Raw genomic sequence first — 24,567 nt, forward strand, 5'->3', positions numbered from 1 at the left:
CGGCATTTTAGGGCTCCTCGCGTAACAGGTCCACCAGCGCCTCAGCCCGGGCGGCCAGGGCTTCCGCCCGCGCCACCTCCCCCTGGCCCCAGGCCTCCCAGGCCTCCACCACCAAGGCCCTCACCCGTTCGGCCTTTTCTGGGGGCAGGGTGCTGGCCTGCTGCCGCAGGGCCACGAGCCGCGACACCAAGGGACCTTCCCTGCGCGAGGGCAGGCGAAGGGCGCCCCCGGCCCACCCCTGGCGGCCACGGCCCGCCAGCCACCAGGTGGCGAGCACCCCCAGGCCGACCACCAGGCCGAGGAGGAGCAGGGCTTCTAGGGTGTGGGCGAGAAACTCCGCCTCCTTGGGTCCCCAGAACCGGGGTTTGGGGTCAGGGTAGGGCACGCAGGCCGTCAGGGCAAAAATCCCCGTTCCCAAGAGCAGAAGCTTGCGCATAAGACCTCCCAAAAAAGCGAGGGGGGGATTTCCCCCCTCGAGGCCAGAGGACTAGAACCCGCGTTCGGCCTTGATGAGGTGCCGGGCCGCGTCCGCCAGGAGGCGGGCCGCCTCCGCCCGTGCCAGGTCGCTCCCCGAGGCCAGCAAGCGCTTGGCCTCGGAGATTAGCCTGCCTACCAAGGGCTGGTTCACCCGGTAGTAGCTGGCCTCGTACTCCGCGCGGGCGATGGCCTCCTGGGCGCGGTAAGGGGCCTCGTAGGCCTTCCGATCCTTAGGGCCATAGGGGGCCGCTTGCCAGGGGGCCACCTCCTGGAAGCGCAGGGCCTCATAGACTTTCCCGGCGGCTTTGGCCAGCTCCTTGGCCCGGAAGTAGGCCTGGGCCTGGTACTCCTGCTGGGCCCGCCGCAACAGGGCGTCGGCCTCCCCCTTGAGGGGCGCCTGGCCCACGATGCCGGCCAGGTACTGCGCCCGGCGGATCTCCCGCTGGGCCTTCTCCGCCTCGCGGTAGTCGTAGGGTGTGGCCATCGGGGGCGGAGCCATCCCCGGGCCACCGGGGGGCGGAGGGGCGGGCTGGGCCAACACCGGAAGGGCCAAGAGCGCCGAGGCGGTCAGAAAGTGGAGCATCTGCTTCTTCATGTTTCCTCCTTCGCCCCTTGGGGTCTTCCATCCCCAGGGGCGTCCACAAGGGTAGTCCCTTTGTGTGGGAAGACGGTGGAAAAGGGGTCCGGGCCCGGCGCCTTAGGGCCTCCCCTCCGGCGAAGGCCAAAACGGGGCACCCGGCCCAGGATGCCTTCAGACGAAGAAGAGCTTCTCCCTGTCCAGGCCTTGGAGTGAGCTGAGGCCGATCCTGCCCACCTCCCGGACCAGGCGGTCCGCCAGGTGGAGGGGGGCGGGCAGGCTGGGGAAACGGTAACCGCTGGGCGGGTAAAGGCGAGACAGGTGGTAGATCTGCCGGGCCAGTTCCTCCACCGGGGTGGACCCCGCCTCGTGCACCACTTTCAAGGGGCGGGGTGTGCCCCCCATCCTCCCTTCTCCGGGGTAGGCGGTGAGGAGGAGGAAGGCAGCCCTGCCCTCCGAATCGGGCAGGGGCACGTAGAGGCCGTCCGTGAGCCTCTCCCCCTGCTGCGGGTAGATCCTGCCCCCACCGCTTTTGCGCACGGAGACCAGGTCGTAGCCGATTCCCACCCTGGCGAGTTCCCGAAGGGCTAGGTCAAACTCCTGTCTTTGGGTTTTGCCGTCCCGGAGGAGGAGCACGTGGGAGGGCCATCTGCCCGCCCTTCGTCGGAAGGCCAGGAGGGCCTCCCGCACCATGCCCCAGACCACTTCCCCGTGGATCTTCTCCCCCTTCTGCGCCTCTGGGAGGATCCACGCGAGGAGCCCGCCATCGGCGGTCACCGCGCAGGCCGCTCCTCCGTACCGGAGGCTCCGGGACCCGTCCGCACCGGCGTCAAAACCGATGGCGAGCTCCGCTGGGTAAACCCCCTCCAGGGCCATCACCCTCCACCCCAGCTTGCTCGCCAGGCCGAGGAGGACGTTGTCCAGTTTGTGTTCCGACAAAGGGGGGTTGAAGAACTGGCTGGGGAGCCCTCGCTGGAGGCAAGCCCGCTTAAGGCCGTTGCGCTCGTTCGGGGAGAGGGGTGGGGTCTGTACCAGGAGGGCGGCCACCCCCACCTCACGGGCGAGATGGTCCAGGGCGGCGGCCAGGTCCAGGGTCAGGAGGTCCCTTCTCGCCACTCCTATGGGCGCCACCGGCTCCAGGTTGACCCCGCTGGCGCGGCCCATATCCACGAGAGCCCTTCTGAGGAGGTCGGGCCAGAAGGGGGCTCCGTCCACCACCAAAAGTCCCACCTTGGCGCCTTGCCCCAAAAGGACCCCCTTACGGAGGGCGTCGGCTGGCTTGCGGATCCTCTGGCCGCCCCCGGCCTTGAGCTGGGGTTGGGGGAGGGGGTGGGCGAAAACCTCCAGGGGTTTGGGGTCCGGTACCTGAAAAACGCCCCGGGCCACGCTCCTTGCGGTCCCCGCGGTGAGTGAAAGCCGGTCCTGGGGCGGGATCTGTAGGTTCAGGGCCCCGTCGTAGCCGAGTTCGGAAAGGTCTTCCAGGGTGAGTACCGGTTGGAGGAGACCTGCCAGGTGGAACACCTCCTGCCCCCTCTCGTCGCGCACCCTGACCACCCTTCCCGCTTGCCCCTCGTGAGCTATCCTACCCCTCTGGACGTGGTAGTCCAAAAGGTTCACCCCTCCCACGCTCACCTCTCTGGGGGCAAGCCCCTCCTCTATGGCCACCAGCTCCCAGGTCTGCCGTCTTCCCCACCGGGTGGGGTAGGCGTTCCGGACCCTCCTGGGCGTGGGATTCCGGGCAAGCCACTCTTCCAGGGTGAGGGTGGGCAGGATGCGGTGAGTGATGTCCAGCTCCAGGAAAAGCCGACCCTCAGCGTCCACTAAGGCCCTGAGGTAGGACCCCCGGTGGACCTTCCACCCTTCTCCCGCGTGGACCTCCTTCCCCAGGAGCAGGTTCCCCTCCACCTCGTACCGGCGCGCGTAGAATCTCTGCAGTCCCACCTCCAGGCGCTTCTGAGCCAGCCGGGAGAGGGCTTCCCGGTCCTGGGGTCTGGAGGGGTCCAGGAGGACCCCCCCCGCGGGGCGGAGGGTGAAGTGATAGGTCCCCTCGAGACCCCTGACTTCCCCCTCTTGCAGGTGGGGCGGGGACCAGGCCAGGAGGCCCCCGGTCCACGGGATGACCAGGTCCCCCACCTGGCCCGCCACCCTTCCCAGGAGGCGGTAGGGGTTCTCCTCCCGGGGGGGGATGGGGTCAAAGCGCACCTCCAGGAAAAGAGGCTTGCGCTCTCCCCCTTCTAGGGGCCTCAGGAGGAAGCGGTTGAGATAAACCCGCCTGCCCTTCATTGGGTTTATTGTACCCTCGTGCCCTGTCCCATCCGGATTCCGGGGGCGTGAAAAGGGGGAGGTCTGGGCCTCAGGATACGGGCTTCGCCCGTGAGCCGGACCGCGGGCACCCCCCTTGACGCAGAACCCCCCGAGATGCGTTAAGGTAGGAACAAATGGAACGCTACCGGGCAATGCTGGACCTTGCGGGCCAGGGAGTGCTGGTGGTGGGGGCGGCCTCGGGCATCGGCCGGGCTTCGGCGGAGGCGCTTTCGGCCTTTGGCGCCAAGGTGGTGCTGGCGGACCGGGACGAGGGGGGCCTCGAGGCCGCCCTGAAGGCCATCCGGGAGGCCGGGGGGGAGGCGGAGGCCCTGGCCTTGGACGTGACGGAGCCGGGGGCCGGGGAGCGGGCGGTGGCCTTTACCCTGGGGCGCTACGGCCGCCTGGACGCCCTGGTTTCCACCCCGGCCATCAACGTCCGCAAGCCCCTCCTGGAGTACACCGACGAGGAGGTGGACCGGGTGGTAGACCTGAACCTCAAGGCCACCCTCCGCCTCCTTCGGGCCGGGGGGCGGGCCATGCGGGAGCGGGGTGGGGGAAGCCTCATCGCCCTGGCCTCCATCCGGGCCCTGGTGGTGGAGCCCGGCCAGGGGGTCTACGCCGCCACCAAGGCGGGGGTCCTCCAGGTGGTCCGCGCCCTGGCCGCGGAGCTCGGGCCCTATGGGGTGCGGGCCAACGCCGTGGCCCCCGGGCCCATCGAGACCCCCCTCACCGCCCCCATCAAGGCCCATCCCGAGTGGTACCGGGCCTACGCCGAGAAGACGGCCTTGGGCCGCTGGGGCAGGCCCGAGGAGGTGGCCATGGCGGTGGTCTTCCTGGCCTCCCCCGCCTCGAGCTACATCACTGGGACCCTCTTCCTGGTGGACGGGGGCTGGACGGCGGTGGACGGCCGTTTCACCCCGCCTCTCTGAAGGTGAGGATATGGAGAGGGCCCTCTTGGCGGCGGAGGCGGTGGAGGAAAGGGAGGTGGTGGACCTCCTCAGGGCCTTGGTGCGGATCCCCAGCCACTACCCCGGGCCGGGGGAGAAGGGCGTGGTGGACTTCCTGGATGACTACCTGAAGGAGCGGGGCCTTAAGGCCTTCCGCCAGGAGGCGGCCCCCGGGCGGCCCAACCTGGTGGCGGACCTGGGGGAAGGGGAGGGGGGCCTCCTCCTGGAAGGCCACACCAACGTGGTCACCCCCGGGGACGAGGCCCTCTGGCGCCACCCCCCTTACGAGGGGGTGGTGGAGGGAGGGAGGCTTTTTGGCCGGGGGGCCTGCGACATGAAGGGGGGCCTGGCCGCCCTGGTGGGGGCCCTGCTGGCGGTGAAGCGGGCCCTGGGGAAGCTACCCCGCCCCCTGCGCCTCGCCGCCCTGGCGGACGAGGAGGGGATGATGCTGGGGGTGAAGGTCTTCGTGAGGGCGGGCCTCGCCCGGGGCTTCCGGGGGGCCTTGGTGGCCGAGCCCGAGGAGATGGAGGTCTGCCTCTTTCAGAAGGGGGCCCTGCGCCTCCGCCTTCGCTTCCCGGGAAGGATGGCCCACGGGGCCATGCCCTACGCCGGGGAGAACCCCATCCCCAAGGCGGCCCGCTTCGTCCTGGAGCTAAAGGAGGTGGAAAAGCGCCTGCAGGAGCGCTTCCCCCATCCCTACCTGGGCCCGCCCTACCTCACCCCCACCCGCCTCCTGGCCACGGCGGGGGAGGGGCAGCTCAACGTCATCCCCGCCGTGGCCGAGCTCTCCCTGGACGTGCGCACCACTCCCGGGGTGGACCACGCCGCCCTGGTGGGGGAGCTCGCCGCCCTCGCCGGGGTAGGGGTGGAGGTGCTGGAGGACCGCCCCCCCGTGGAGACCCCCAAGGAGGACCCCCTGGTCCAGGCGGCGGAGGAGGCCCTGAGGCTCCTCGGCCTTCCCGTGCGGCACGGGGGGGTCCCGGGGGCCACGGACGGCACCTTCCTCCGGGCCTGGGCCGGGCTTCCCGTGGTGGTCATGGGGCCCGGGCGGAAGACCCTTCCCCACCAGGTGGACGAGTGGGTGGACCTGGAGGAGGTGGTCCGGGCCGCCCGGGTCTACGCGGCCCTGGCGGTGCTCTACCTGGACTGAGGCCCTTCCACGCTTCCACGGCGTGGTAAAGTGGCCGGAAAGGAGGAGGGAGATGCGCAAGCTTTCGGCTTTGGTGCTGCTTTTGGGCCTGGCCCTGGCCCAGACCCGGGGCGGGGAGCTGAGGGTGGCCGTTTTGGCCGAGCCCCCGGTGCTGGACCCCACGGCCTCCACCAGCCAGGAGATCCCTAGGATGCTTTACGACAACGTCCTCCAGGGCCTGGTGAAGTTCAACGAGAAGGGGGAGATCGTCCCCGCCCTGGCGGCAAGGTGGGAGGGAAGCCCCTCGGGGCTCACCTGGACCTTTTACCTCAGGAAGGGGGTGCGGTTCCACGACGGGAGCCCCTTCACCGCCGAGGACGTGCTCTTCAAGTTCCGCCGGGCCAAAGACCCCAGGTCCGGCCACACCCACCCGGAGTACTACCAGGACATCGGGAGCGTGGAGGCCAAAGACCCCTACACCGTGGTCTTCCGCCTGCGCCAGCCCAACCAGGACTTCCTCTTCAACCTGGCCCGCCCCGATTCCGTGATCGGGCCCAAGGGCCGGGTGGAGGAGCAAAAGACCCAGCCCGTGGGCACCGGACCCTTCCGCTTCGTGGCCTGGGAGCGGGGGGTGGGGGTGCGGCTGGAACGGTTTGACGGCTACTACGAGCCCGGCCTCCCTTATCTGGACCGGGTCTTCTTCCGCTTCCTCCCCGATCCGAACGCCCAGCTCGCCGCCCTCCGGGCCGGGGACCTCCACGTCATCGGCCTGGGGGTGAGCCCGGAGAACGCCCTGGTCCTGCAGAGGGACCCCAACTTCAAGGTGGTCACCGGCTTCACCACCACCGAGATCACCGTGGGCATGAACAACGGCCGCCCGCCCTTCAACGACCCAAGGGTGCGGCGGGCCATCCAGCACGCCGTGGACAAGAAGGCCCTGGTGGAGGGGGTGATGCTGGGCTTTGGCACCCCCATCGGGAGCCACCGTTCCCCCGGGGAGAGTTGTTACGTGGACCTCTCGGGGTTTTACCCCTACGACCCCGCCCGGGCCCGGGCCCTGTTGCAGGAGGCGGGGTACGGGCCCGGCAACCCCTTGCGCTTCACCTTCACCTTGGCGGCCCCCTACCCCTACGAGCGCCGCATCGGCGAGGCCATGGCCGGCATGCTGGCCCAGGTGGGCGTGCAGGCCAGGCTGGAGGTGGTGGAATGGGCCACCTGGCTCTCCCGGGTCTTTAGGGGGGCGGACTACCAGATGACCATCATCGGCCACTCCGAGCCCAACGACATCGGGATCTACGCCAACCCGAACTACTACTTCCGCTACGACTCCCCCAGGTTCCGGGAACTCTACGCCCAGTACCTGCGCACCCCCGACCCGAGGAAGGCCTGCGACCTCATGAAGGAGATGCAACGCCTCCTGGCCCAGGATGCGGTGAACGTCTGGGTCATGAACGCCCCCTACCTGGCGGCCATGCGCAGGGAGGTCATGGGCTGGTGGCCCAACCAGCCCACCCCGAGCCTCAACGTGACCCGGGTCTACCTGGCGCGGTAGATGGGGGGGTTCCTCGCAAGGCGCCTCCTCTTGGCCTTGGCCACCCTTTGGCTGGCCAGCAGCCTGGTCTTCGCCTTCCTCCTCTTGCTCCCGGGGGACCCCGTGCAGGCCATCCTGGGCCTCGAGGCCTCCCCCGAGGCCCGCGCCGCCCTGGAGCGCTCCCTGGGCCTGGACCGGCCCCCCCTGGAGCGCTACCTCGGCTGGCTTGGGGGCCTTTCCCGGCTGGACCTCGGCTGGTCCATCCGCTACGGGAAGCCCGTGGCGGAGCTGGTGGGGGAGAGGCTTCCCCTCACCCTGGCCCTCGTCCTCCTCGGGCTTGGGGGGGCGCTTTTCCTGGCCCTGCCCCTCGCCCTCCTCGCCGTGGGCCGTGGGCCCCTGGACCTGGCCTTGAGCGGCCTCATGGGCTTCCTGCAGTCCCTCCCCACCTTCTTCCTGGGGGTGGTCCTCCTCTACGCCCTGGCGGTCCACCTTCCCCTCCTCCCGGCGAGCGGCTTCCCGGGCTGGCAGGACCCCGGGCAGGCCCTCCGCCACCTCCTCCTCCCCGCCCTCACCCTGGCCCTTTCCCGGGCGGCCATCCTCTTCCGCATGGCCCGGGGAAGCCTCTTGGAGGTCCTCTCCCAGGACTACATCCGCACCGCCCGGGCCAAGGGGGTCCCCGAGGCCCGGGTTCTCTGGAAGCACGCCCTGAGGCCTGCCAGCCTTCCCCTGGTCACCCTCCTGGGCCTGGAAGGGGGGTTCCTGCTCACGGGGGCGGTCATCGTGGAGGCGGTCTTCGCCCTGCCCGGCCTGGGGAGCCTCGCCCTCACCGCCCTCGAGGCCCGCGACTACCCCCTTCTGCAGGGCCTCGTCCTGGTCATGGCGGCCCTCATCGTCCTCTTCAACCTGGCCGTGGACCTCCTCTACGGCCTCCTGGACCCCCGGGTGGAGTATGCGTAGCCCGAGCCTTTTCCTGGGCGGCCTCCTCGTGGGCCTCTTTCTCCTCATGGCCCTGGCTTCCTTGCTCTATCCCGTGGACCCCAACGCCCCCGACTTCCTGAACCGCCTCGAGCCTCCCTCCCCCGGGCACCCCCTGGGCACGGACCCCTTCGGCCGCGACCTCCTGGCCCGCCTCCTCCACGGGGCCAAAAACGCCCTCCTGGTGGGAAGCCTCGCCGTGGGGGTGGGGTTTTCCCTGGGGGTGGCCCTGGGCCTTCTGGCCGGGTACCTGGGGGGGCTTTGGGACGGGGCCCTGGGCCTCCTCATGGAGACCCTCTACGCCCTCCCCGCCCTCCTCCTGGCCCTCCTCTTGGCCGCGCTTATGGGCCCGGGAGCCCCGAGCAGCATGCTGGCCGTGGGCCTCTCCATGGTCCCCGCCTTCTTCCGGGTGGCCCGGGCGGGCGCCTTAAGCCTGAGGGCGGCGCCCTTCGTGGAGGCGGCCTTGGCCCTGGGGGCCTCCAGGGGAAGGATCCTCCTCCGCCACCTCCTCCCCAACCTTCTGGGCCCCCTCCTGGTCCAGGCCAGCCTGGCCTTCGCCGCCGCCCTCCTGGCCGAGGCCGCCCTCTCCTACCTGGGCCTGGGGGTCCAGCCCCCCGACCCCAGCCTCGGGCGGATGCTCCGCGAGGCGCAAAGCTTCCTCTCCCTTTCCCCCTACCCGGCCCTGGTGCCGGGCCTGGCCCTTTCCTTGGCCGTCCTCGGCTTCAACCTCCTGGGGGACGGCCTCCGGGACCTGCTGGACCCCAGGCGCTGAGGGGGCTTCTCTCCAGGAAAAGGCCGAGGAGGGACGCCATCTCCTCGCTCACGGGGGCCTCGAGGAGCCTCCGGGCCACCCCCGGGGGGAGGGGCGGGCGGAGGAGGCGCCCAAGCCGCTCCGGGTCCTCCAGAACCCGGGGAAGGAGGCCCAGGGAAAAGGGCTCCTCCACCCAAAGCCCCCGCGCCCCAACCCGGAGGAGGCGGGGCTCCGCCCACCAAAGCCCCGTGGCCCCGGGAGGCCTCCCCGGCCCCGGCGGGCAGAGGTACAGGGTGGCCACCCCCCAGGGGACGGCCAGGGCCCCGGGGCAGAGCGGGGCCTCGGGGGGCCTTTCGGGCCTCGCTTCCCGGAGGGCGGCCCAGAGGAGGGCGGGGAGGTCCTCCGCCGCCTCCTCGGGCACCCTCCAGAAGGCGAGCCTCCTCCCCTCCAGGTCGTAGGCCAGGGCGGGGCGGAGGCCCCCCTTGGGCCTCCCCAGGACCACGCCCCGCACGCCCCGGGCGGGGAGGAGGCGGAGGGCGAGGGCGAGCCTTTCCGCCAGGGAAAAAGAGGGGCGCGGGGAAGAGGAGGAGTGGACCGCCCGGGTGAAGAGGAAGCTGGCGGCCCAAATGAGGGCGAGGTCCTTGTCCACCCAGGCGAAGAGTAGGAAGAAGACCAAGGGGAAAAGGACCAGGAGGAGGTCCACTCCCAGCCCCTCCCGCCAGAGGAGGCGAAGCTTTAGCCCGAGGTGGCCTCCGGCCGCGGCTTTCGGTTCGGCGCACTCCATTCCTCGACCTCCACGGATGGGTTCCGGCCGCCCTTAGAGAAAAGAATAATCCTCCGGTCTTCAGACCGGGGACACATGGACTTCCCCACGTTTGCCGGAGGCGGACATAGCATGGTGGGCGGTCGTCTCGCGGTATCATGCGCGTGTGCCCGAAGAGCGCACCCGAGTCCCAGGGCGAATACCAGGATTAATTCGGGGTGCGGTAGGGGGTGTGTGGGCGGGATCTTGGCCGCCTTTGGCCTCTCCCACCGGCTTTCCCCTGGGGAACACCTCTCACGCCGACGGCCGGGGCCGGCCACGCCCACCCCTGACGCTCCCCTGACAGGGGCCCTTCAGGATGGAACCTGGAGGTGAGGGATGAAGCGCAGGGATATCCTGAAAGGCGGTTTGGCGGCGGGGACCCTGGCCCTTTTGCCCAGGGGTGTGGCCCAGGGAGCGCCGCAGAACCAGCCCGCTCTCGGGCGGAGGTACCGGAACCTCATCGTCTTCGTTTACGACGGCTTTTCCTGGGAGGATTACGCCATCGCCCAGGCCTTCGCCCGCAGGCGCCAGGGGCGGGTTTTGACCCTGGAGAGGCTCCTCTCCCGCTACCCCACGGGCTTGGTGAACACCTACAGCCTGACGAGCTACGTCACCGAGTCCAGCGCCGCCGGGAACGCTCTTTCCTGCGGCGTGAAGACGGTGAACGGGGGCCTGGCCATCCACGCCGACGGCACGCCCCTCAAACCCTTCTTCGCCGCCGCCAAGGAGGCGGGGAAGGCGGTGGGCCTGGTGACCACCACCACCGTCACCCACGCCACCCCGGCGAGCTTCGTGGTCTCCAACCCCGACCGGAACGCCGAGGAAAGGATCGCCGAGCAGTACCTGGACTTCGGCGCCGAGGTCTACCTTGGGGGAGGGGACCGGTTCTTCAACCCGGAGAAGCGGAAGGACAAGAAAGACCTCTACGCTCTTTTCGCCCAGCGGGGCTACGGGGTGGTGCGCACCCCTGAGGAGCTTTCCCGGACCAACGCCAGCAAGCTCCTCGGCGTTTTCTGGGACAGCCACGTGCCCTATGAGATCGACCGGCGCTTCCAGGGGCTCAAGGTGCCGAGCCTCAAGGAGATGGTCCAGGCGGCCCTGCCCCGCCTTGCCGCCGCCCGCCAGGGCTTCGTTCTCCAGGTGGAGGCGGGCCGGATCGACCACGCCAACCACTTGAACGACGCCGGGGCCACCCTATGGGACGTCCTGGCCGCCGACGAAACCTTGGACCTCCTGGCGGGCTTCGTGGACCAGCACCCGGACACCCTTCTCCTCCTGGTCTCCGACCACGCCACCGGGGTGGGCGGCCTGTATGGGGCGGGCCGCAGCTACCTGGAGAGCTCCCTCGGCCTGGACCTCCTAGAGCCCCAGCGGGCCAGCTTCGAGCAGATGCGGCGGGCCCTCGGGGGTAGCCCCGACGCCGCCCAGGTGAAGGAGGCCTTCCGGGCCATGAAGGGGGTGGCCCTCCAGGACCAGGAGGCGGAGATGGTGGTGCGGGCCATCCGGGAGAAGGTGTACTGGCCCGAGGGTGTGCGCCAGGGGGTCCAGCCCGACAACACCATGGCCTGGGCCATGGTCCAGAGGAACGCCAAGAAGCCCGACCGGCCCAACATCGGCTGGTCCTCGGGGCAGCACACGGCAAGCCCCGTGGTGCTCCTCCTCTACGGCCAGGGCCTCCGCTTCGTGAACCTGGGCCTGGTGGACAACACCCACGTTTTCCGCCTCATGGGGGAGGCCCTGGGGATCCGCTACCAGAACCCGGTGATGTCCGAGGAGGAGGCCCTGGAGGTCCTGAAGGCCAGGCCCCAGGGCATGCGCCACCCCGAGGACGTCTGGGCCTAGAGGCCGGAGGCTCCTCCTTCCCCCCCGCCCCGGGCGGGGGTTTTCGCGTAGGTTCTGCCCCCAAGCCAAGACAAGGGAAGCCGCAGGGGCTCCCGAAGAGGCCCCCTTCCTCACCCCTTCAACCCGGTGAGGACGACACCCTCCACGATCTGACGTTGAAAGAAGAGAAAGACCAGGAGGACGGGGAGGACCGCGAGGCTCGAGGCGGCCATGATCAGGTTCCAGGCCGTGCCTGCCTCGCCGGAGAAGAGGGCGACCCCCACCGGCAGGGTGCGCATTTCCGGGGTCTGCACCACGATGAGGGGCCAGAGGAAGGCGTTCCAGTTACCCAGAAAGGTGAAGATGCCCAGGGCGGCGAGGGCCGGGCGCACCAGGGGGAGGCCCACCCGCCTGAAGACCCCAAACTCGGAAAGCCCATCTATCCGGGCGGCGTCAAAGAGATCCTGGGGGAGGGTTTTCGAAAAACTGCCGCATGAGGAAGACGCCGAAAGCGCTCATGAGGCCGGGAAAGAGGAGGCCCCAGTAGGTGTTGGTCCAGCCCCGCTCTGCGCTCATCACGTACCAGGGGATCACCAACATCTCCGTGGGCACCATGAGGGTGGAGAGGATGAGGACGAAGACAAGATTTCTGCCGAAGAAACGGAGCCGGGCCAGGGTATAGCCTGCCAGGCTATCGAAGAAGAGGACGGAGACCGTGGTTACCGTGGCCACCAAGAGGCTGTTTAGGAACCAGCGGGGGAAGCCCGTTCCCCAGAGAACCTGCCGGTAGTTCTCTAGGGTAGGCTCCTGGGGAAGGAAGCGGAGCGAGAAAAGTTCGGGAAAGGGTTTGAGGGAGGTGAGGACCATCCAGAGAAAAGGGAGGACCATTATCCCGCTTCCCAGGGTGAGCAGGGCCAGGGCCAGGAGGTCCCCAAGGCGCCTTCGTTCTCTCATAGCTCCACCTTCCGGGTGAGAATCCGCAGTTGCAGAAGGGTGACGAGGAGGATGAGGGCGAAGAGCACCACGGTGACCGCCGCCGCATACCCCAGCTGGAAGCGGAGAAAGGCCAGCTGGTAAATGTAAAGGGCCAGGGTCAAGGTGCTGTTCAGGGGCCCTCCTTGGTCGGTGAAGTTGAGGTTGACCACCTGGGTGAAAAGCTGCAGATACCCGATGGTGGCGATGACGGCGGAGAAGACCAGGACCGGGTTGAGGAGAGGCCAGGTAATGTGCCGAAAGAGCCGCCAACCCTCGGCCCCGTTCGATCCGGGCCGCCTCATAGTACTGGCGGGGGATGCTTTCTAAGCCTGCTAGGAAGAGGACCACCTGGAAACCCAGGTTCTGCCAAACCACCACCCAGGTCACGGTGGGCAGGGCCTGGCCGGGGCTTTGCAGAAAGGGCTGGGGAGGGAGGCCGGCGAGGGCGAGAAGCTCGTTCACCAGGCCGAAGTGGGGGGAGAGCATCCAGCTCCACACCCAAGCTACGGCCACCGCCGGGGTCACGTAAGGAGCGAAGTAAACTGCCCGGAAGAGGTCCCGGGCCACAGGCGTCCTTTGGAGCAGCAAAGCCAGGCCGAGGCCGAGAAAGAGCTGGGCCGGGACCCCCAAGAGAGCGTAAATGAAGGTGTTGAGAAGGGCCTTTCGGAACAGGGGATCCTCTAGAAGGTGGGCGTAGTGGGCTGCGCCCACAAATCGCCGGAGGGTGGGGTCCGCATGCCACTCGTAGAGGGAGAGCCAGAGGGCCTGGAAGGCGGGCAGGATGCGGAAGTAGAGGAAAAAGGCCAAGGGAAGTGCAAGAAAGGCATACGCCCAGAGGCTTTCCCGTCGGCCTAAGGTGAGGCGCACCCTACCTCCAGAACTGGTCCAGGATCTTTTGCTCCTCCTCGGCGGCCATCCTCAGTGACTGGGCCGGGTCCATCCCCTGGAGGAGCACCCGGTTGATGGCGTCCACCATCACCTTGCGCTGGGCGGCTTCATCCACGAAGGGAGTGGCCTTGGCGTAGCCTAGGCTCAGGACGAAAGGGCCGTAGAGGGGGTTAAGCGAGAGTTTCGGGTCGCGGATCAGAGCCTTGCTGGCCGGGAGTTCCCCCACCTTTTCCAGCCAGTAACGCTGGGTTTCCTCCGAGGTAAGGAAGGCCAGGAACTTTAGGGCGGCCTCCCGCTTGGGACCGGTGGCGAGGGGGGTAAGGGCGTGCATCCAGAAGGAGCCGAAGTTGGCCTTCCTACCCCCCGGCCGCTCCACGGGGAGCTCCGCCACACCCCAGTTGAAGCGGGCCCCCTGCTGGACCGTCCCGATGGCGAAGGACCCGTCCACGATCATGCCGATCTTCCCGGCGATGAACCCGTCCCGGTAGCCGTTGTTGCCCGGGAAGAAGCCCGGAACCCCGATCTCGTACTTCCGCACCCAGTCGGTGTAAAAGGCTAGGGTCCTGATCCCCGCATCGCTCAGGTAGGCCACCTTGCGTCCGTCGTCCGAGTAGGGCCGTCCACCGAACTGGCGCAGGAGCACCTCCCGTACCAGGTGGTGGTCCTGACCGTCGGGGGCCACGCCGTAGCCAATCTGCGTGAACCGGTTTCCTTGCTTGACGGTGAGCCGCTTGGCGGCCTCGAGGAACTCGCTCCAGGTTTTGGGAGGCCCAGCGATTCCGGCCTGCCGGAAGAGGTCCTTGTTGTAGAAAAGGGCCAGGGTGCGGACGGCCGTGGGTATACCGTAGAGCCTCCCGGATACCTTGGCTGCCTGGACCATGGGCACGAAAGCCTGGTCTACCTGCTTGGCCCAGTCCTCGGGAAGCGGGACCAGGTAGCCCGCCTTAGCCCAGGTGGGGGCCCAGCCGTAGTAGAGGTTCACCACGTCCGGACCCTGGCCCGCCGGAATGGAAGTGGCCACCTTCTGCTGGTAGGCATCGTAGGGGAAGGTCTGGTGGAGCACTTTGATCCCGGGGTTTTGCGCCTCAAAGCGCCGGATCAGCTCATTGACGGCCTCCACCTTGGTCTTGAAGTCGTACTGCCAATAGGTGATGGTGACGGGTTGGGCCAGGGCCTGGATGGAAAGGAAGAGGGCTAGCAGGGCGATCGCACCTTTTACCATGGTTTGGCCTCCTTTCTTCCCGGGCATCTTACCATATCCCTTAACGTTCGCCAGCCGAGGTGGCTTTGCAGATCGGGTTGGGCCCGCGAAGGCCAAGGGCCCGCCTTCCCCTCGTCCGCTTCAAGAGGCGGAGCTTTCTTGAGGAAGAGGGGGGCGGGGTGATCACAGGGCGCGGTAGAGGGTGTCGTAGGCGAAGTCCTTCCCCTCGGCTAAGGCGGAAGCGTTGATGGGGCTTTGGGCTAAAGCTTCTAGAGCACGCAGAAGATGCAGTGGTATCCTTTTCATTGGGCTTTACTGGTCACCGGGGATCCATTCTATATTGTTGGTAACTGGCCGCAGCGCGTGAGTCCGGTTTCTTGTCTCCGGACGGAGCTCTTAAGGGAGGGGAGTATGAGGTGGTGGGTTCTTGGGTTCACGGCGTTGGTCCTGGCGGCCTGTGGCGAGGTGTCTCAGATCCCTGGAACTTCTCCCTGGCGTGAGGTCTCCTCAGGAACCAGCGACAGCCTCACGGGAGTCGCCTACGGGAATGGGGTATTCGTGGCGGTGGGAGGGGCGTCCGGCAAGTCTACGATTTTGGTCTCCCGCGACGGCCAAAGCTGGACGCGGGTTTCCTACGATGCCCAATCCTTCCTCAATGGGATCGCCTACGACAACGGCCTTTTCGTGGCGGTGGGGTTTGACGAAACCATCCTCACCTCGCCGGACGGGTACTCCTGGACTAAGGTTCATGGCACCGGGTCAGCCCTCCAGTACCTCAACAGGGTGGCCTACGGTGGCGGGCGGTGGGTGGCCACGGGGGCCTTCTCCCAGCTCCTGGTGTCCCAGGATGCCGGGGCCTCGGCCTGGCAGCGAGTGGATTTGAACGCGCGGGAACTCGTGGGCGTAGCCTACGGGAACGGCCGCTTCGTGGTTTCGGGACAGCTAGGCCGCCTCTTCACCTCCACCGATGGGGTGACCTGGCAGGCGGTCTCCTCGGGGACGGACGAAGATCTCGGAGATGCGGTCTTTGGTGGGGGGCGCTTCCTGGTCTTTGTCCCCTATAGAGGCAAAGCCCTTACCTCAACGGACGGCCTGACCTGGACCGAGGTGAGCGGCCTAGGCGCTAGGTCGGCAACCTACGCCAACGGAAAGTGGGTGGCCGTGGGGTGGGGGGAGAAGGCTTTCCTCTCCCAGGACGGCCTCCGCTGGAGCGAGGAGCCCCTTCCCGGCTACAGAAGCCTGAACGCCGTCGCCTACGGCAACGGCCTCTATGTGGCGGTGGGGGATTACGGGCACATTCTGATCCGTAGGGAGTAGAGGGGTTACGAGGCCTCGGCGTTTTTACCCCCTCAGCACCCGCTTGTACCAGACCTTGAGGGCCTCGAGGTCCCAAGCCACCACCGCCCGGCTCCCGTCCGGGTAGAGGCGCACCTCGTGGCGCCTCGGGAACTCGGGGAGGGATACCAGGGAGCGCCTTCTCGGGGCCTTCCTCCGTTACGAATATTCCACGAGCCAGCGGAGGAGGGCATTGGGCGGTGGCGAGGATGAGGGGTACTTCCTCAGGCTACCCTCCACCAGGGGGCGGCCACCACCCGGTCCACCAAGGGGAAGACCTCCTCCCCCCCGTGAAGGAGGAGCCCGCCCGGGGCCTCGGGGTACTCCGCCAGGAAGGCCAGAAGCCCCCGGGCGTCCTTGGGGGTGGGCCTGGGCGTGGCCTTCACCTCCACCGGCAGGAGCTTCCCTCCCGCTTCCAGGACGAAGTCCACCTCCTGGCCGGAGGCGGTGCGCCAGTAGTAGAGGCCGGGGGGCTCCACCTGGGCGTCCCGGAAGGCCAGGAGGTCTAGGAGGACCAGGGTCTCCAGGTGGGCCCCTGAGGGCTTCCTCCCGGTCAGGTAGAGGGCCAGGGCCGGGTCGGGAAGATAGGCTTTAGGGGCTTTGATCAGGCGCTTGGTGCGGCTTTTGGCGTAGGCCCTGAGGCGGACCAAGAGAAAGCTCACCTCCAAGAGGTTCAGGTAGCGGTGCACCGTGGCCTGGGAGAGGCCCAGCTCCCGCGCCAGCTCAGTCTGGTTCAGAAGGTTGCCCGAGCGCAGGGCCAGGGCCTCCAGGAGCTTGCGGAGCTCGGGCAGGTTCTCCACCGCCCGGAGGGCGGGCACGTCTCCCTCCAGGTAGGTCTGCAGGTAGCCGCGGAACCAAAGCTGGCGCTCCTCCCAGTCCTCGAGGTGGAGGGCGGGGACCGGGAAGCCGCCCCGGGCCACCGCGAGCCCCCAGTCCTCCCTCTCGGCCTCTCCCTCGCGCAAGAGGGAGGGCCAGGCCGCCACGGGGGCGGCGAGGAGCTCCCCCCAAGGCCCCGTCCTTCCCAGGCCCCGCTGTTCCCACCGGGTCATGGGCCAGAGGACCAGGTGGGCGGCCCTCCCGGCCAGGGTCTCCGACAGACGGGCGTGGAGAAGGAGGTGGGCAGAGCCCGTGAGGACGAAGCGGCCGGGTACGCGGGCCTCGTCCACGGACCGCTTGATGGCCAGGAGGAGCTCGGGCACCCGTTGCACCTCGTCCAGGATGAGCCACTCCCCCCGGCGGAGGAGGGCGTGTGGGTCGGCTTTCGCCTGGAGGCGGAGGTCTAGGTCGTCCAGGTTCAGGTAAAGGTGCTGGGCCAGGTCGGGTGTGTGGCGCACCAGGGTGCTTTTACCCACCTGCCGGGCGCCCATGACCGCCACCACGGGGAAGACCCGCATGAGCCGTTCCAGGAGGGGACTGGCTGCGCGGGGTAGGAAGGCGATTTCCATACCTGCATGATAATCATTCACAGGCGGAAATGATAGGGGCGTCGTCCGGCCTCGAGGGGCCCGGGGCTTAAAGAGGTTTCCGTAGACGAGGTAACTGCTTTCCCGTCAGGGAAACACCTTGTGGAACACGAGGTGGAGGCCCCACTTGCCGTGAGTCAGCCCGTCAGGGCTACCTTGGGCAAGGAGAGGGGTAGGGCTGGAAAGCGGCCCCTCTGGGAGTAAACGACAAACCCCGCCGCCTCGAGGCGGCGCTTCACCTCCTGGTAGGGAAGCGGCCTAAGCGGCGAGGCCAAGCTCCACCTCTACCGTGCGCACCACGGGGGCGTGCTCCGGGGTGGGGGGCTCGAAGTAGAGCTCCAGGGCCTCCTTGAGGTTGGCCAGGGCCTCCTCTTCGGTTTCCCCCTGAGAGGCCACGTCCACCTCGAGGCACTGCGCCACCCAAAGGTTGCCCTCCCGCCAGAGGAGGGCCGTAAAACGCCGGGTCATGGCCCCATGATAACGCGCCGCCTCGAGGCGGCGAGGGGAAGGTGGCGGGGCACTTCTCCGGGGCTCCACACCGCGACTTCGTGGAGAACAAGCCCCGCCCGGGCGGCCTCGAGCCAGGCCCGGGCCCCGAGGGCCGGGAGGAGGAGGTAGCGGGCGCTTCCGGCCAGGGCCTCCACGCCCACCTCCCACCCGGTTCGCTAGCCCACGGCTTACCCTCCCGTGGTGGGGGAAAGGTGGAGCCTCTGGGGCAGGGGGAGATTCCGGCCAGCCCAGGCCAGGTGGGGGGTCAAGTTTTTCTCCGGGGCCAGGTAGCGGCGGGGCTTCTCCTCCTCGTAGAGGGTCAGCATCACGGGCCCCTCCACCCCCAGGGCGTGGCCTAGAAGGGCGGCCAGGCAGAAGGGGGAGGCGAGGAGCCAGGAGGCCTCCACCCGCTCCCCCTCCTCCAGGGCCCGGAGGAAGGCGGGCTTGAAGTGGACCAGAGCGGTGCGGGCCTCCTCGGGGATGCGGGGGGACACTTTCAGCCCGTCCCCCACGCGGTGGAAGGCGAGGGTGGGGTAGCGGTGGAGGGTGTGAGGGGCTGTGGCAAAAGTCCTCCACGGGCAGTTACGCCGCCTTGGCGAGCCGCTTCCCCAACAAGGGTAGTATGCCTAGGTAGACCCAGGCCTCGCTCGCCCGGGGGTTCTGCACAAGGGAGCCTGACGACTGACCGTGGTCTGTGGACTGACAGGTAGGCAAGAAGGACGGGTACTAAAAAGTGGGCCTCCCATGGCTCAGAAGTGTCTTCCCGCACTTTTTGCCCTTTCCTGGGGGCTCAGGATACTACGGCGGACCCGTAGAGTGGCGCAAAAGGGTGAGGGCCCCGCTTCGGGTGCGTCAGGATGCTGAGCAAAACCCCTGTGCCCTCGAGGCCAGGCCCTAGGCGCCCTTCGCCCGCAGGAGAGCGGGGCCCCTCAGGGGCGCAACCTCCTCCTCCACCAGGTCCAGAAGGGCCAAAGTGTTCCCTTCGTGGTCCACAAACTCCACCATGTACCCCCCGTGGGGGTAGACCAGGACCACGGTCCCCACGTCCCCGGCCTCGAGGCCCCACTCTTCTTTGTCCCGCTTCAGGACCACCAAATCGTGCTCCCGGATCATCGCCCCCTCCACGGGTAGGCCGTCACCAAACGGGCCGCTGCACCCTCATCCTCAAGATACCAGACGCTCTGCAAGAGCACCTCCCGCCTAGGGGCGCGAAGGGGGCTCCTAAGGACCAGCACCAGGCCCTCGCCCAGTAAGCCTGGCCTGCGGGCCACCTCTTCCGCCTCCTCGGCATGGCGGAGCAAGGCCCTTTCCAGGGCCTCGGGATTCCCCGGGGAAAAACCCAGGGCCATGAAGAAGCGGGCCTTGTTTCCTCCCTCGGGATGTTTAGGGTTGAGAAGGTACTCCGTGAGCTTGGCCCTAGGGACAAAGAAGTCCAAGAAGGAAGCTTACCGCGCCCCTTACCCCATGGCCCTGAGGTGCCGGGAGACCACCTTGGGGGCCAGGCGGACCCCAATGCGCCCGGCTAGGGCTTCCGCGAGCTGCGGGGAGGTCCAGACCCTATCCCCGGGCCACCTTGGACAAGCAGATACGGGAGACGCTGGGCCAGCTCGGGGCCGAGGTAGAGGAAGCTTGATCGGGGGAGCGTCCCCCACTCCTGGGCCTTGCGCTGCAGTATCTTGGTAGATGTGCGTACCCTCAAGGTACAGGCCCTGTGGGATGGAGAAGCCGGGGTGTGGGTAGCGGAAAGCGAGGACGTGCCCGGACTCGCCACGGAAGCCGCCACCCTGGAGGAGCTTCTGGCCAAGCTCGCGGTCATGGTGCCGGAGCTCCTTGAGGAAAACGGGGTGGCCGTGGAACTCCCGGTAGAGCTTCGCCTCGAGGCCACCCGGCCCCTGGTCCTCTCCTGATGGCCGACTACGCCCCTGAGGTCAAGCGCCTCCTCCGGGAGGCGGGATGCCGCCCCGTGCGTCAGGGCAAAGGGGACCACGAGATCTGGTTCAGCCCCATCACGGGACGAAGGTTCGTAGTGGACGGCGAGATAAAGTCTCGCCACACGGCCAACGCGGTCTTGAAGCAAGCAGGTTTACCAAAAAAGTTCTAAGGTGTAGCGATCCGGCGTAAACGGTCGTGTAAGGATTTATCCCGCATTCCGCCCCCCTCCTCCCTCTGCGTTAGGATTTTGGGATGGGAGCCACACCCGACCTGCAGGTGTACCACCTCGGCCACCTGGGCCTGGTGGCCGGCATCGTGGACCGTATCGGGCTGGTCCCCCTGAAAGCGGCCATTCTGAACGCCCTGGGCTTCGTCTCTTCCCCCCTCTGCCTCTTCGGCCACTACTGGGAAGGTAAGCCCACGGGGTGGCCTCAGGGTACGGGCCACGCCCGCGACCTGGGAAAGGGCGTCACCCCAGGGCTCCTCAACGAGGACCGCACGGGCCGCATGCTGGACAGCTTTCACGAGACGGGGGCACCGGGTTCCGGCGATCCTCGTGGTGGAGCTGGAGGGCAGGTGGCTGGTCCTCAACCTGGCCCCCATTACGAGACCGCGGCCCACCTTCCGGTGGCTCGGGGTATTACCTGCTGGAGTGAGGGGTGCGGGATGTGGGAAGGGGGTGCGGGATGTGGGACTACGGTCAGCCGTCAGGCTACCTTGTACAGAACCCCCGGGTGAGCGAGGCCTGGGTGTACTTGGGCAAGCTACGCTTGTGGGTGAAGCGGCTGGCCAGGGCCGCGTAGCTTCCGTGGAGGGCTTTTACGACAGCCTTTGAGGGGGTGCGGAAGGTAGGTGGGAGCCATTTGCCAAGGGGTTTTTCATCCATTAAGAAGGGTAAGGACCGCCTCGTAATGCGCCCGCACCTTCTCCGTCCAGAAGTCCATCTCGGGGGGCTCGAGGCCAGCCTCCCGGGCCATGGCGCGAAACTCCCTCCTCCACGCGGCGGGCGGATCGGGAAAGTCCAGCCTGGGTCGGCCTCCGTGGATCGCATAGACGCGTTCGACGGCCCGGGCGAGCATTTGCGGATCCGCCTCCTCGGCGAGTTCGATCGTCAGTATCGCCAGGTCCACGAGGTCTTTGACGCGCGTCTTCTGCCCCGAGGCACGCTCTCGGAGGTAGGCGTGCAGCTTGTTGGCGTACTGCCACGCGAGCGGGGCCATGGACACCTCGGGCGGCTCGAGGCCATCCAGCTCGATGGCGGGTCCAAACCTCGCCCGGACGGGATCGAGCCCCACGGAACCGCTCATGTGAACATCAAGGGCCACCTCCTCAAACAACCTGCCCCCGAGGCGGGCGGTTAGGGTGAAGCGCCTCACCCCGGACGTACGGTCTCGCTGCCGTTCCTGAATGCGGAAGACGAAGCCATCACCAAGGTCCCGGTCGGCCGCTTCCTGTAGGAGTTCCAGCGGATCCGGGACGCTCTCCCAGGCCTCGAGGTCCAGGTCCTGGGTCATCCGCCGCCTGCCGAGCAGGGTCGCGAGGGCGAAGGCTCCCATGACGACGAAGGGGCTGGCCCCCCTGGCGTAGAGTCGCGCCAGGAAGCGCTCGATCGTCAACCGCTTCCGTAGGTACTGAAGGGGTAACCCCTGCACCTCCGAGGTTCGGCGCAGGCGGTCTTCCAGCGCCCTTCGCAGATCCTCGGGGGAGGCAAACCTCTTCACGCCGGCACCGCGCCTGGACCGTACGACCGCAGAGCCCGCTCGAGCCGGGCGCGGGCACGCGCCGAAAGCCCAGGCAGGGCGGCCTCGAGCCGCTGGCGGGAGACGAGCCCGCGATGGAGGGCCTGGTGGACCGCAAGCCAGAGCTGTTCTTCAGGAACGCGCGAAGTCCCGGCCACGTCGAGGAGCGTCCTGAGTGGGGTGGTCACCCGGTAGCCCGGCCGTTCCTCGGTGTCGGCCGGAGCGAGGTCCCGCCGATGCAGAACGACCTGCCAGCGGGGCTTGCGGGAAAAGCCCCGGGGCACGGTGAGGTGGTAGCGATGGGGGAGGAGGTCGGAAAGCCCGTGGAGGGCCAGGGCGGTCTCGTGGGAGAAGGCCGCTAGTCCCCGGTAAGACGAGGCCCAAAGGGCAATGCGCACGAGATCCTCGTCGTGGGAGAGGGGAGCAAAGGAGAGGCGGTAGATGCCTCGCGCGAGCCTCTCCCACAGACCGGTGCGCACACGGTAGCTCGCCCCCTTGCGGTCAATCCCGTAGCGCCGGGCCTGATCAAGGGTGAACACACCGCCCTGGGCCAGGGCCATCCGGTAAAGCTCGCGTTCCCTCCCGTGCCAGCTCACGAGTAAATTCTACACCAGCCCGGTAATCTTGCGATAGTAACGTCCAATACCTTTAGACTATCTGACCCTATTGTGCAACCACCCCCAAGCTCTGGCGCCGGGCGTGGTGAAGGGGGCCTCCTCGGCCCATCCCGGCGAGGGGGAAGCGGGTCCCCTGCGGGCGGCCAGGCCCTCTCCCGGGGCCTCCTCAAGCTCGGTCTCGGTCTGGGTGCGGTGCCGCCCCTTCTGCCCTTACCCCTCCTCCCCCCACCCCGGCACCACCAGGCTCTTCATCCCGGTCCAGTAGGCCACCTTCTCCCTGGGATGCCCCTCCTTGAGGAACCTGCGGATGGCCCGCCAGCGAAGGGGGAGGGCGAGGTCGGCCCGCCTCTTCCCCTCCGCCTTCACCCCGGCGAAGTCCGCGAACTCGGTGAGGATCCACTTGGCCTCCTCCAGGCCCAGGGGCTTCCCCCGCCCCTTCCCGGGGGCGGGCTTGAGGAGGAGATGGGGATAGGGGAGGGGCTGGTGCCCCGCCAGGAACTCCCTCTGGGGGAGCCAGTCCGAGAGGACCTCCCGGGCGAAGGGGGAGAGGGGGACCTCCCGGAGCTTGGTCCCCCGCACCAGGAGGCTCTTCTCCCGCACGTCCTCCTTCCAGAGGTCCGCCACCTCCTTCACCGTGAGGCCCACCTCCCCCAGGAGGACCAGGAGGACCTTGAGGAGGGGACGCCAGTAGGCGAGGGGGTAGACCTCCGCCTGCCGGAGGAGCCTGGCGTACTCCTCCTCGGGCATGGCCCGGGAGGGGGCCACCACGGGGAGCTCCTGGCGGGAGGGGAGGCGCACATGGGGGGGCATGGGGTGCCCGGCCCAGTCCAGGAAGGGGAAGAGGTGCCTGAGGCTCGCCCGGGCCCGCTCCACGGTGCTCCAGGCGAGAGGCCCCCTCTCCCCCCCGGGGAAGCCCTTCTCCTTGGCCTCCAGGAGGAAGGCCTTGGGGTCCTCGGCCTCCAGGTGGGGCCACCGCCTCCCCTTCAGGGCGAGCCAACGGACGAAGTAGCCCACGTAGTGGGGGGCCGCTCGGTCGGGCTTCTTGCGGCGGCGCACCAGGTAGGCCCAGAGGGCCTCCTTGAGGACCCCCTCGTCCCAGCGCCCCAGGGCCTCCCCCACCACCCGCCTCCTCTCCTCCGGGTGGTCCCACACCTCCAGCCCAAGCCCATCGCTCATCCTCACCACCATTTTAGCCCGCACCCCTCTTCCCGCCAACCTGGTGTGTAACCAACGCCCCCCTCTCCCCGCTTTTTCCAATCCCCACACCCTTCCCCACGTCCTGGCCTTTTCCCGGCGGGGTTAAGGGTCGGGTTTGGGGGTTGTTGGGAGCATAAATGAAAGCAGGGATTAAAGAGGGAAACAGATGAAGAACAAGCCAAGCTCGGGCGGGCAGGGGACACCCTGGTGCTGGCGGAGGGGGTCCTGGAGTGGCGTTTTGGCGCCTACCGGGTTCAGCCCACGGCGGAGCCCCGCTTTGAGGCCACCAACCCCAGGCCGCCGCGGCCCGAGGCCTCCGGTTTGAGGGTGGCCAGCTTCAACCTCCACAACTGGTTCACCCAGTTCTCCGGCACCTTCACCCCGCCCGGGTGCGCCAACGCCCTGGCGGTGCGGGGGGCGCGAAGCCCTGAGGAGTGGGAGCGGCAGAAGGCCAAGCTGGTGGCGGCCCTGGAGGCCCTGGACGCCGACGTGGTGGCCCTGCAGGAGGTGCAGAACAACGGCCAAGAGGCCATCGCCGCCCTGGTAGCCGCCCTCAACGAGCGGATGGGCACCGGCACCTACACCTTTGTGCCGGACCCCGAGGGAGGGCTGGGGTGCGATGCCATAAAGGTGGGGCTCATCTACAAGCCCGCCAGCCTGGAGCCGGTGGGAGGTCCGCGGGCCCTACAGCAAGCCGACACCTTTGAGCGCTTCCCCCTGGCCCAGACCTTCCGCGACAGGGCCTCGGGCGGGGTCTTCACGGTGGTGTCCGTGCATCTGAAGAGCAAGGGCTCCTGCGACCCCGCCGACCCCGACACGGGAGAGGGGTGCTGGAACCAGCGTCGGACGGCTCAGGCCCAGGCGCTGCTCCGCTGGCTGCCGGACCTCACCGCCCAAGACCCCGATGCGCTCTTCCTGGGGGACTTCAACGCTTACGAGGAGAGGAGGAGCTCCCCCTCAGGACCCTGCGGGAGGGGGGCCTAAGCCCCCTACTCACGGGGCACCACACCTTCGTCTACCAAGGCCTCAGCGGGGCCCTGGACCACGCCTACGCCGCGCCGAGCCTCACCGGACAGGTGGGCCAGCCCCTGGTGTGGCACGTCAACGCGGACGAGCCTCGAGTCCTGGACTACACCCTGGCCTACAAGACCGCCGACCCCTACCGTCCAGACCCCTACCGCTCCAGCGACCACGATCCCCTGCTCCTGGCCCTAAACCTCACGTCCGACGCCAACCCGGGAACGGGGAACGGCCCCTCCTGCGCCACGGACGGGCCCCCGGTGGTGGTGAACGAGTTCCGCTTCCGTGGACCGAACGGGGGGAACGACGAGTTCGTGGAACTCTTCAACCGCTCCTGCCAGGCGGTGAGCCTCCAAGGTTGGAAGGTCCAGGGGTTGACAACTGCCCAAGTTTT

24 protein-coding genes and 4 pseudogenes are annotated in these 24,567 nt (G+C 68.2%); 11 read left to right on the forward strand and 17 right to left on the reverse strand.

Annotation, left to right across the window (positions count from 1 at the left end; all coding sequences use genetic code 11):
• Positions 1 to 7 precede the first annotated feature (7 nt).
• From ACZ5RK_RS12490 to ACZ5RK_RS12500, 3 genes are all read right to left on the reverse strand, one after another.
• Positions 8 to 436: a hypothetical protein gene (locus tag ACZ5RK_RS12490; protein ID WP_464910290.1), complete on the reverse strand. Its 429-nt coding sequence runs from the start codon at positions 434 to 436 to the stop codon at positions 8 to 10.
• Between the two features lie 51 nt (positions 437 to 487).
• On the reverse strand, positions 488 to 1,072 hold the full coding sequence (locus ACZ5RK_RS12495; RefSeq protein WP_464910291.1) for a hypothetical protein: 585 nt from the start codon (positions 1,070 to 1,072) through the stop codon (positions 488 to 490).
• Positions 1,073 to 1,228: 156 nt separating this feature from the next.
• Positions 1,229 to 3,337, reverse strand: a complete 2,109-nt coding sequence (locus ACZ5RK_RS12500; RefSeq protein ID WP_464910292.1) for an argonaute PAZ domain-containing protein — start codon at positions 3,335 to 3,337, stop codon at positions 1,229 to 1,231.
• Between the two features lie 155 nt (positions 3,338 to 3,492).
• Between ACZ5RK_RS12500 and ACZ5RK_RS12505 the strand changes: the two genes are divergently transcribed.
• The 5 genes from ACZ5RK_RS12505 to ACZ5RK_RS12525 are packed head-to-tail and all read left to right on the forward strand — an operon-like array spanning position 3,493 to position 8,712.
• Positions 3,493 to 4,287, forward strand: coding sequence for an SDR family NAD(P)-dependent oxidoreductase (locus tag ACZ5RK_RS12505; protein ID WP_464910293.1), 795 nt, complete (start codon positions 3,493 to 3,495; stop codon positions 4,285 to 4,287).
• Positions 4,288 to 4,297: 10 nt separating this feature from the next.
• Entirely contained in the window at positions 4,298 to 5,455 is a 1,158-nt protein-coding gene (locus ACZ5RK_RS12510; RefSeq protein ID WP_464910294.1) for a M20 family metallopeptidase, read from the forward strand.
• A gap of 52 nt (positions 5,456 to 5,507) precedes the next feature.
• On the forward strand, positions 5,508 to 6,986 hold the full coding sequence (locus ACZ5RK_RS12515; RefSeq protein ID WP_464910295.1) for an ABC transporter substrate-binding protein: 1,479 nt from the start codon (positions 5,508 to 5,510) through the stop codon (positions 6,984 to 6,986).
• Positions 6,987 to 7,922: an ABC transporter permease gene (locus ACZ5RK_RS12520; protein WP_464910296.1), complete on the forward strand. Its 936-nt coding sequence runs from the start codon at positions 6,987 to 6,989 to the stop codon at positions 7,920 to 7,922.
• Positions 7,915 to 8,712: an ABC transporter permease gene (locus ACZ5RK_RS12525; protein WP_464910297.1), complete on the forward strand. Its 798-nt coding sequence runs from the start codon at positions 7,915 to 7,917 to the stop codon at positions 8,710 to 8,712. The genes ACZ5RK_RS12520 and ACZ5RK_RS12525 overlap by 8 nt, the downstream gene beginning before the upstream one ends.
• Here the strand turns inward: ACZ5RK_RS12525 and ACZ5RK_RS12530 are convergent.
• Entirely contained in the window at positions 8,663 to 9,475 is an 813-nt protein-coding gene (locus tag ACZ5RK_RS12530) for a hypothetical protein (RefSeq protein WP_464910298.1), read from the reverse strand. The two genes, ACZ5RK_RS12525 and ACZ5RK_RS12530, sit on opposite strands and share 50 nt — an antisense overlap.
• 357 nt (positions 9,476 to 9,832) lie before the next feature.
• Between ACZ5RK_RS12530 and ACZ5RK_RS12535 the strand changes: the two genes are divergently transcribed.
• Entirely contained in the window at positions 9,833 to 11,338 is a 1,506-nt protein-coding gene (locus tag ACZ5RK_RS12535) for an alkaline phosphatase (protein ID WP_464910299.1), read from the forward strand.
• Positions 11,339 to 11,448: 110 nt separating this feature from the next.
• Here ACZ5RK_RS12535 and ACZ5RK_RS12540 read toward each other — a convergent pair.
• The 4 genes and pseudogenes from ACZ5RK_RS12540 to ACZ5RK_RS12555 all read right to left on the reverse strand — a co-directional run.
• Positions 11,449 to 12,271, reverse strand: a pseudogene (locus tag ACZ5RK_RS12540) (carbohydrate ABC transporter permease).
• Positions 12,268 to 13,159, reverse strand: a pseudogene (locus ACZ5RK_RS12545) (carbohydrate ABC transporter permease). Before ACZ5RK_RS12545 ends, ACZ5RK_RS12540 begins: the two co-directional pseudogenes overlap by 4 nt.
• A gap of 1 nt (position 13,160) precedes the next feature.
• Entirely contained in the window at positions 13,161 to 14,402 is a 1,242-nt protein-coding gene (locus ACZ5RK_RS12550; protein ID WP_464910300.1) for an extracellular solute-binding protein, read from the reverse strand.
• Positions 14,403 to 14,567: 165 nt separating this feature from the next.
• Positions 14,568 to 14,687: pseudogene (locus tag ACZ5RK_RS12555) on the reverse strand (IS701 family transposase); the annotation flags it as partial.
• Positions 14,688 to 14,792: 105 nt separating this feature from the next.
• Between ACZ5RK_RS12555 and ACZ5RK_RS12560 the strand changes: the two are divergent.
• Entirely contained in the window at positions 14,793 to 15,698 is a 906-nt protein-coding gene (locus tag ACZ5RK_RS12560; protein WP_464910301.1) for a WD40/YVTN/BNR-like repeat-containing protein, read from the forward strand.
• A 242-nt stretch (positions 15,699 to 15,940) separates the two neighbouring features.
• Here the strand turns inward: ACZ5RK_RS12560 and ACZ5RK_RS12565 are convergent, their stop codons facing one another.
• From ACZ5RK_RS12565 to ACZ5RK_RS12590, 6 genes are all read right to left on the reverse strand, one after another.
• Complete coding sequence (locus tag ACZ5RK_RS12565; protein ID WP_464910302.1) at positions 15,941 to 17,161, reverse strand: ATP-binding protein; 1,221 nt, start codon at positions 17,159 to 17,161, stop codon at positions 15,941 to 15,943.
• A 276-nt stretch (positions 17,162 to 17,437) separates the two neighbouring features.
• A complete protein-coding gene (locus tag ACZ5RK_RS12570) occupies positions 17,438 to 17,647 on the reverse strand; it encodes a type II toxin-antitoxin system HicB family antitoxin (RefSeq protein ID WP_054647900.1) in 210 nt (69 codons plus the stop codon).
• Positions 17,644 to 17,823 carry a hypothetical protein gene (locus ACZ5RK_RS12575; protein WP_464910303.1) on the reverse strand — a complete coding sequence of 60 codons (180 nt, stop codon included), beginning with the start codon at positions 17,821 to 17,823 and terminating at the stop codon, positions 17,644 to 17,646. Before ACZ5RK_RS12575 ends, ACZ5RK_RS12570 begins: the two co-directional genes overlap by 4 nt.
• Positions 17,824 to 17,856: 33 nt before the next feature.
• On the reverse strand, positions 17,857 to 18,162 hold the full coding sequence (locus tag ACZ5RK_RS12580; protein ID WP_464910304.1) for a hypothetical protein: 306 nt from the start codon (positions 18,160 to 18,162) through the stop codon (positions 17,857 to 17,859).
• Between the two features lie 400 nt (positions 18,163 to 18,562).
• Entirely contained in the window at positions 18,563 to 18,781 is a 219-nt protein-coding gene (locus ACZ5RK_RS12585) for a DUF4926 domain-containing protein (RefSeq protein ID WP_054647598.1), read from the reverse strand.
• Positions 18,778 to 19,104: a DUF6883 domain-containing protein gene (locus tag ACZ5RK_RS12590; protein ID WP_054647597.1), complete on the reverse strand. Its 327-nt coding sequence runs from the start codon at positions 19,102 to 19,104 to the stop codon at positions 18,778 to 18,780. The genes ACZ5RK_RS12585 and ACZ5RK_RS12590 overlap by 4 nt, the downstream gene beginning before the upstream one ends.
• A 249-nt stretch (positions 19,105 to 19,353) precedes the next feature.
• Here ACZ5RK_RS12590 and ACZ5RK_RS12595 point away from each other — a divergent pair, with 249 nt between their 5' ends.
• The 3 genes and pseudogenes from ACZ5RK_RS12595 to ACZ5RK_RS12605 all read left to right on the forward strand — a co-directional run.
• Positions 19,354 to 19,575 carry a DUF1902 domain-containing protein gene (locus ACZ5RK_RS12595; protein WP_054647596.1) on the forward strand — a complete coding sequence of 74 codons (222 nt, stop codon included), beginning with the start codon at positions 19,354 to 19,356 and terminating at the stop codon, positions 19,573 to 19,575.
• A complete protein-coding gene (locus ACZ5RK_RS12600) occupies positions 19,575 to 19,769 on the forward strand; it encodes a type II toxin-antitoxin system HicA family toxin (protein WP_464910305.1) in 195 nt (64 codons plus the stop codon). Before ACZ5RK_RS12595 ends, ACZ5RK_RS12600 begins: the two co-directional genes overlap by 1 nt.
• Positions 19,770 to 19,852: 83 nt before the next feature.
• Positions 19,853 to 20,134, forward strand: a pseudogene (locus ACZ5RK_RS12605) (DUF4277 domain-containing protein); the annotation flags it as partial.
• A 344-nt stretch (positions 20,135 to 20,478) separates the two neighbouring features.
• On the opposite strand, the gene ACZ5RK_RS12610 reads toward ACZ5RK_RS12605, so the two are convergent.
• From ACZ5RK_RS12610 to ACZ5RK_RS12620, 3 genes are all read right to left on the reverse strand, one after another.
• On the reverse strand, positions 20,479 to 21,321 hold the full coding sequence (locus tag ACZ5RK_RS12610) for a nucleotidyl transferase AbiEii/AbiGii toxin family protein (RefSeq protein ID WP_464910306.1): 843 nt from the start codon (positions 21,319 to 21,321) through the stop codon (positions 20,479 to 20,481).
• Positions 21,318 to 21,899, reverse strand: a complete 582-nt coding sequence (locus ACZ5RK_RS12615; RefSeq protein ID WP_464910321.1) for a type IV toxin-antitoxin system AbiEi family antitoxin domain-containing protein — start codon at positions 21,897 to 21,899, stop codon at positions 21,318 to 21,320. The genes ACZ5RK_RS12610 and ACZ5RK_RS12615 overlap by 4 nt, the downstream gene beginning before the upstream one ends.
• A 267-nt stretch (positions 21,900 to 22,166) precedes the next feature.
• Complete coding sequence (locus tag ACZ5RK_RS12620; RefSeq protein WP_464910322.1) at positions 22,167 to 23,132, reverse strand: recombinase XerD; 966 nt, start codon at positions 23,130 to 23,132, stop codon at positions 22,167 to 22,169.
• A gap of 228 nt (positions 23,133 to 23,360) precedes the next feature.
• On the opposite strand from ACZ5RK_RS12620, the gene ACZ5RK_RS12625 reads away from it, so the two are divergent.
• Positions 23,361 to 24,137 (forward strand): endonuclease/exonuclease/phosphatase family protein, encoded by a 777-nt coding sequence (locus ACZ5RK_RS12625; RefSeq protein ID WP_464910307.1) that lies wholly within the window; start codon positions 23,361 to 23,363, stop codon positions 24,135 to 24,137.
• The last annotated feature ends 430 nt before the right edge of the window (positions 24,138 to 24,567 follow it).

Source organism: Thermus kawarayensis JCM 12314 (assembly GCF_055393575.1).

What these genes read in the sequence shown, in the direction of transcription:
- ACZ5RK_RS12560 (WP_464910301.1), top strand. Translation starts at nt 14,793, where the DNA reads ATGAGGTGGTGGGTTCTTGGGTTCACGGCGTTGGTCCTGGCGGCCTGT.
- ACZ5RK_RS12615 (WP_464910321.1), bottom strand. Translation starts at nt 21,899, where the DNA reads ATGGCCCTGGCCCAGGGCGGTGTGTTCACCCTTGATCAGGCCCGGCGC.
- ACZ5RK_RS12500 (WP_464910292.1), bottom strand. Translation starts at nt 3,337, where the DNA reads ATGAAGGGCAGGCGGGTTTATCTCAACCGCTTCCTCCTGAGGCCCCTA.
- ACZ5RK_RS12585 (WP_054647598.1), bottom strand. Translation starts at nt 18,781, where the DNA reads ATGATCCGGGAGCACGATTTGGTGGTCCTGAAGCGGGACAAAGAAGAG.
- ACZ5RK_RS12600 (WP_464910305.1), top strand. Translation starts at nt 19,575, where the DNA reads ATGGCCGACTACGCCCCTGAGGTCAAGCGCCTCCTCCGGGAGGCGGGA.
- ACZ5RK_RS12620 (WP_464910322.1), bottom strand. Translation starts at nt 23,132, where the DNA reads ATGAGCGATGGGCTTGGGCTGGAGGTGTGGGACCACCCGGAGGAGAGG.
- ACZ5RK_RS12520 (WP_464910296.1), top strand. Translation starts at nt 6,987, where the DNA reads ATGGGGGGGTTCCTCGCAAGGCGCCTCCTCTTGGCCTTGGCCACCCTT.
- ACZ5RK_RS12515 (WP_464910295.1), top strand. Translation starts at nt 5,508, where the DNA reads ATGCGCAAGCTTTCGGCTTTGGTGCTGCTTTTGGGCCTGGCCCTGGCC.
- ACZ5RK_RS12535 (WP_464910299.1), top strand. Translation starts at nt 9,833, where the DNA reads ATGAAGCGCAGGGATATCCTGAAAGGCGGTTTGGCGGCGGGGACCCTG.
- ACZ5RK_RS12505 (WP_464910293.1), top strand. Translation starts at nt 3,493, where the DNA reads ATGGAACGCTACCGGGCAATGCTGGACCTTGCGGGCCAGGGAGTGCTG.
- ACZ5RK_RS12525 (WP_464910297.1), top strand. Translation starts at nt 7,915, where the DNA reads ATGCGTAGCCCGAGCCTTTTCCTGGGCGGCCTCCTCGTGGGCCTCTTT.
- ACZ5RK_RS12495 (WP_464910291.1), bottom strand. Translation starts at nt 1,072, where the DNA reads ATGAAGAAGCAGATGCTCCACTTTCTGACCGCCTCGGCGCTCTTGGCC.
- ACZ5RK_RS12530 (WP_464910298.1), bottom strand. Translation starts at nt 9,475, where the DNA reads ATGGAGTGCGCCGAACCGAAAGCCGCGGCCGGAGGCCACCTCGGGCTA.
- ACZ5RK_RS12570 (WP_054647900.1), bottom strand. Translation starts at nt 17,647, where the DNA reads ATGACCCGGCGTTTTACGGCCCTCCTCTGGCGGGAGGGCAACCTTTGG.
- ACZ5RK_RS12550 (WP_464910300.1), bottom strand. Translation starts at nt 14,402, where the DNA reads ATGGTAAAAGGTGCGATCGCCCTGCTAGCCCTCTTCCTTTCCATCCAG.
- ACZ5RK_RS12490 (WP_464910290.1), bottom strand. Translation starts at nt 436, where the DNA reads ATGCGCAAGCTTCTGCTCTTGGGAACGGGGATTTTTGCCCTGACGGCC.
- ACZ5RK_RS12565 (WP_464910302.1), bottom strand. Translation starts at nt 17,161, where the DNA reads ATGGAAATCGCCTTCCTACCCCGCGCAGCCAGTCCCCTCCTGGAACGG.
- ACZ5RK_RS12510 (WP_464910294.1), top strand. Translation starts at nt 4,298, where the DNA reads ATGGAGAGGGCCCTCTTGGCGGCGGAGGCGGTGGAGGAAAGGGAGGTG.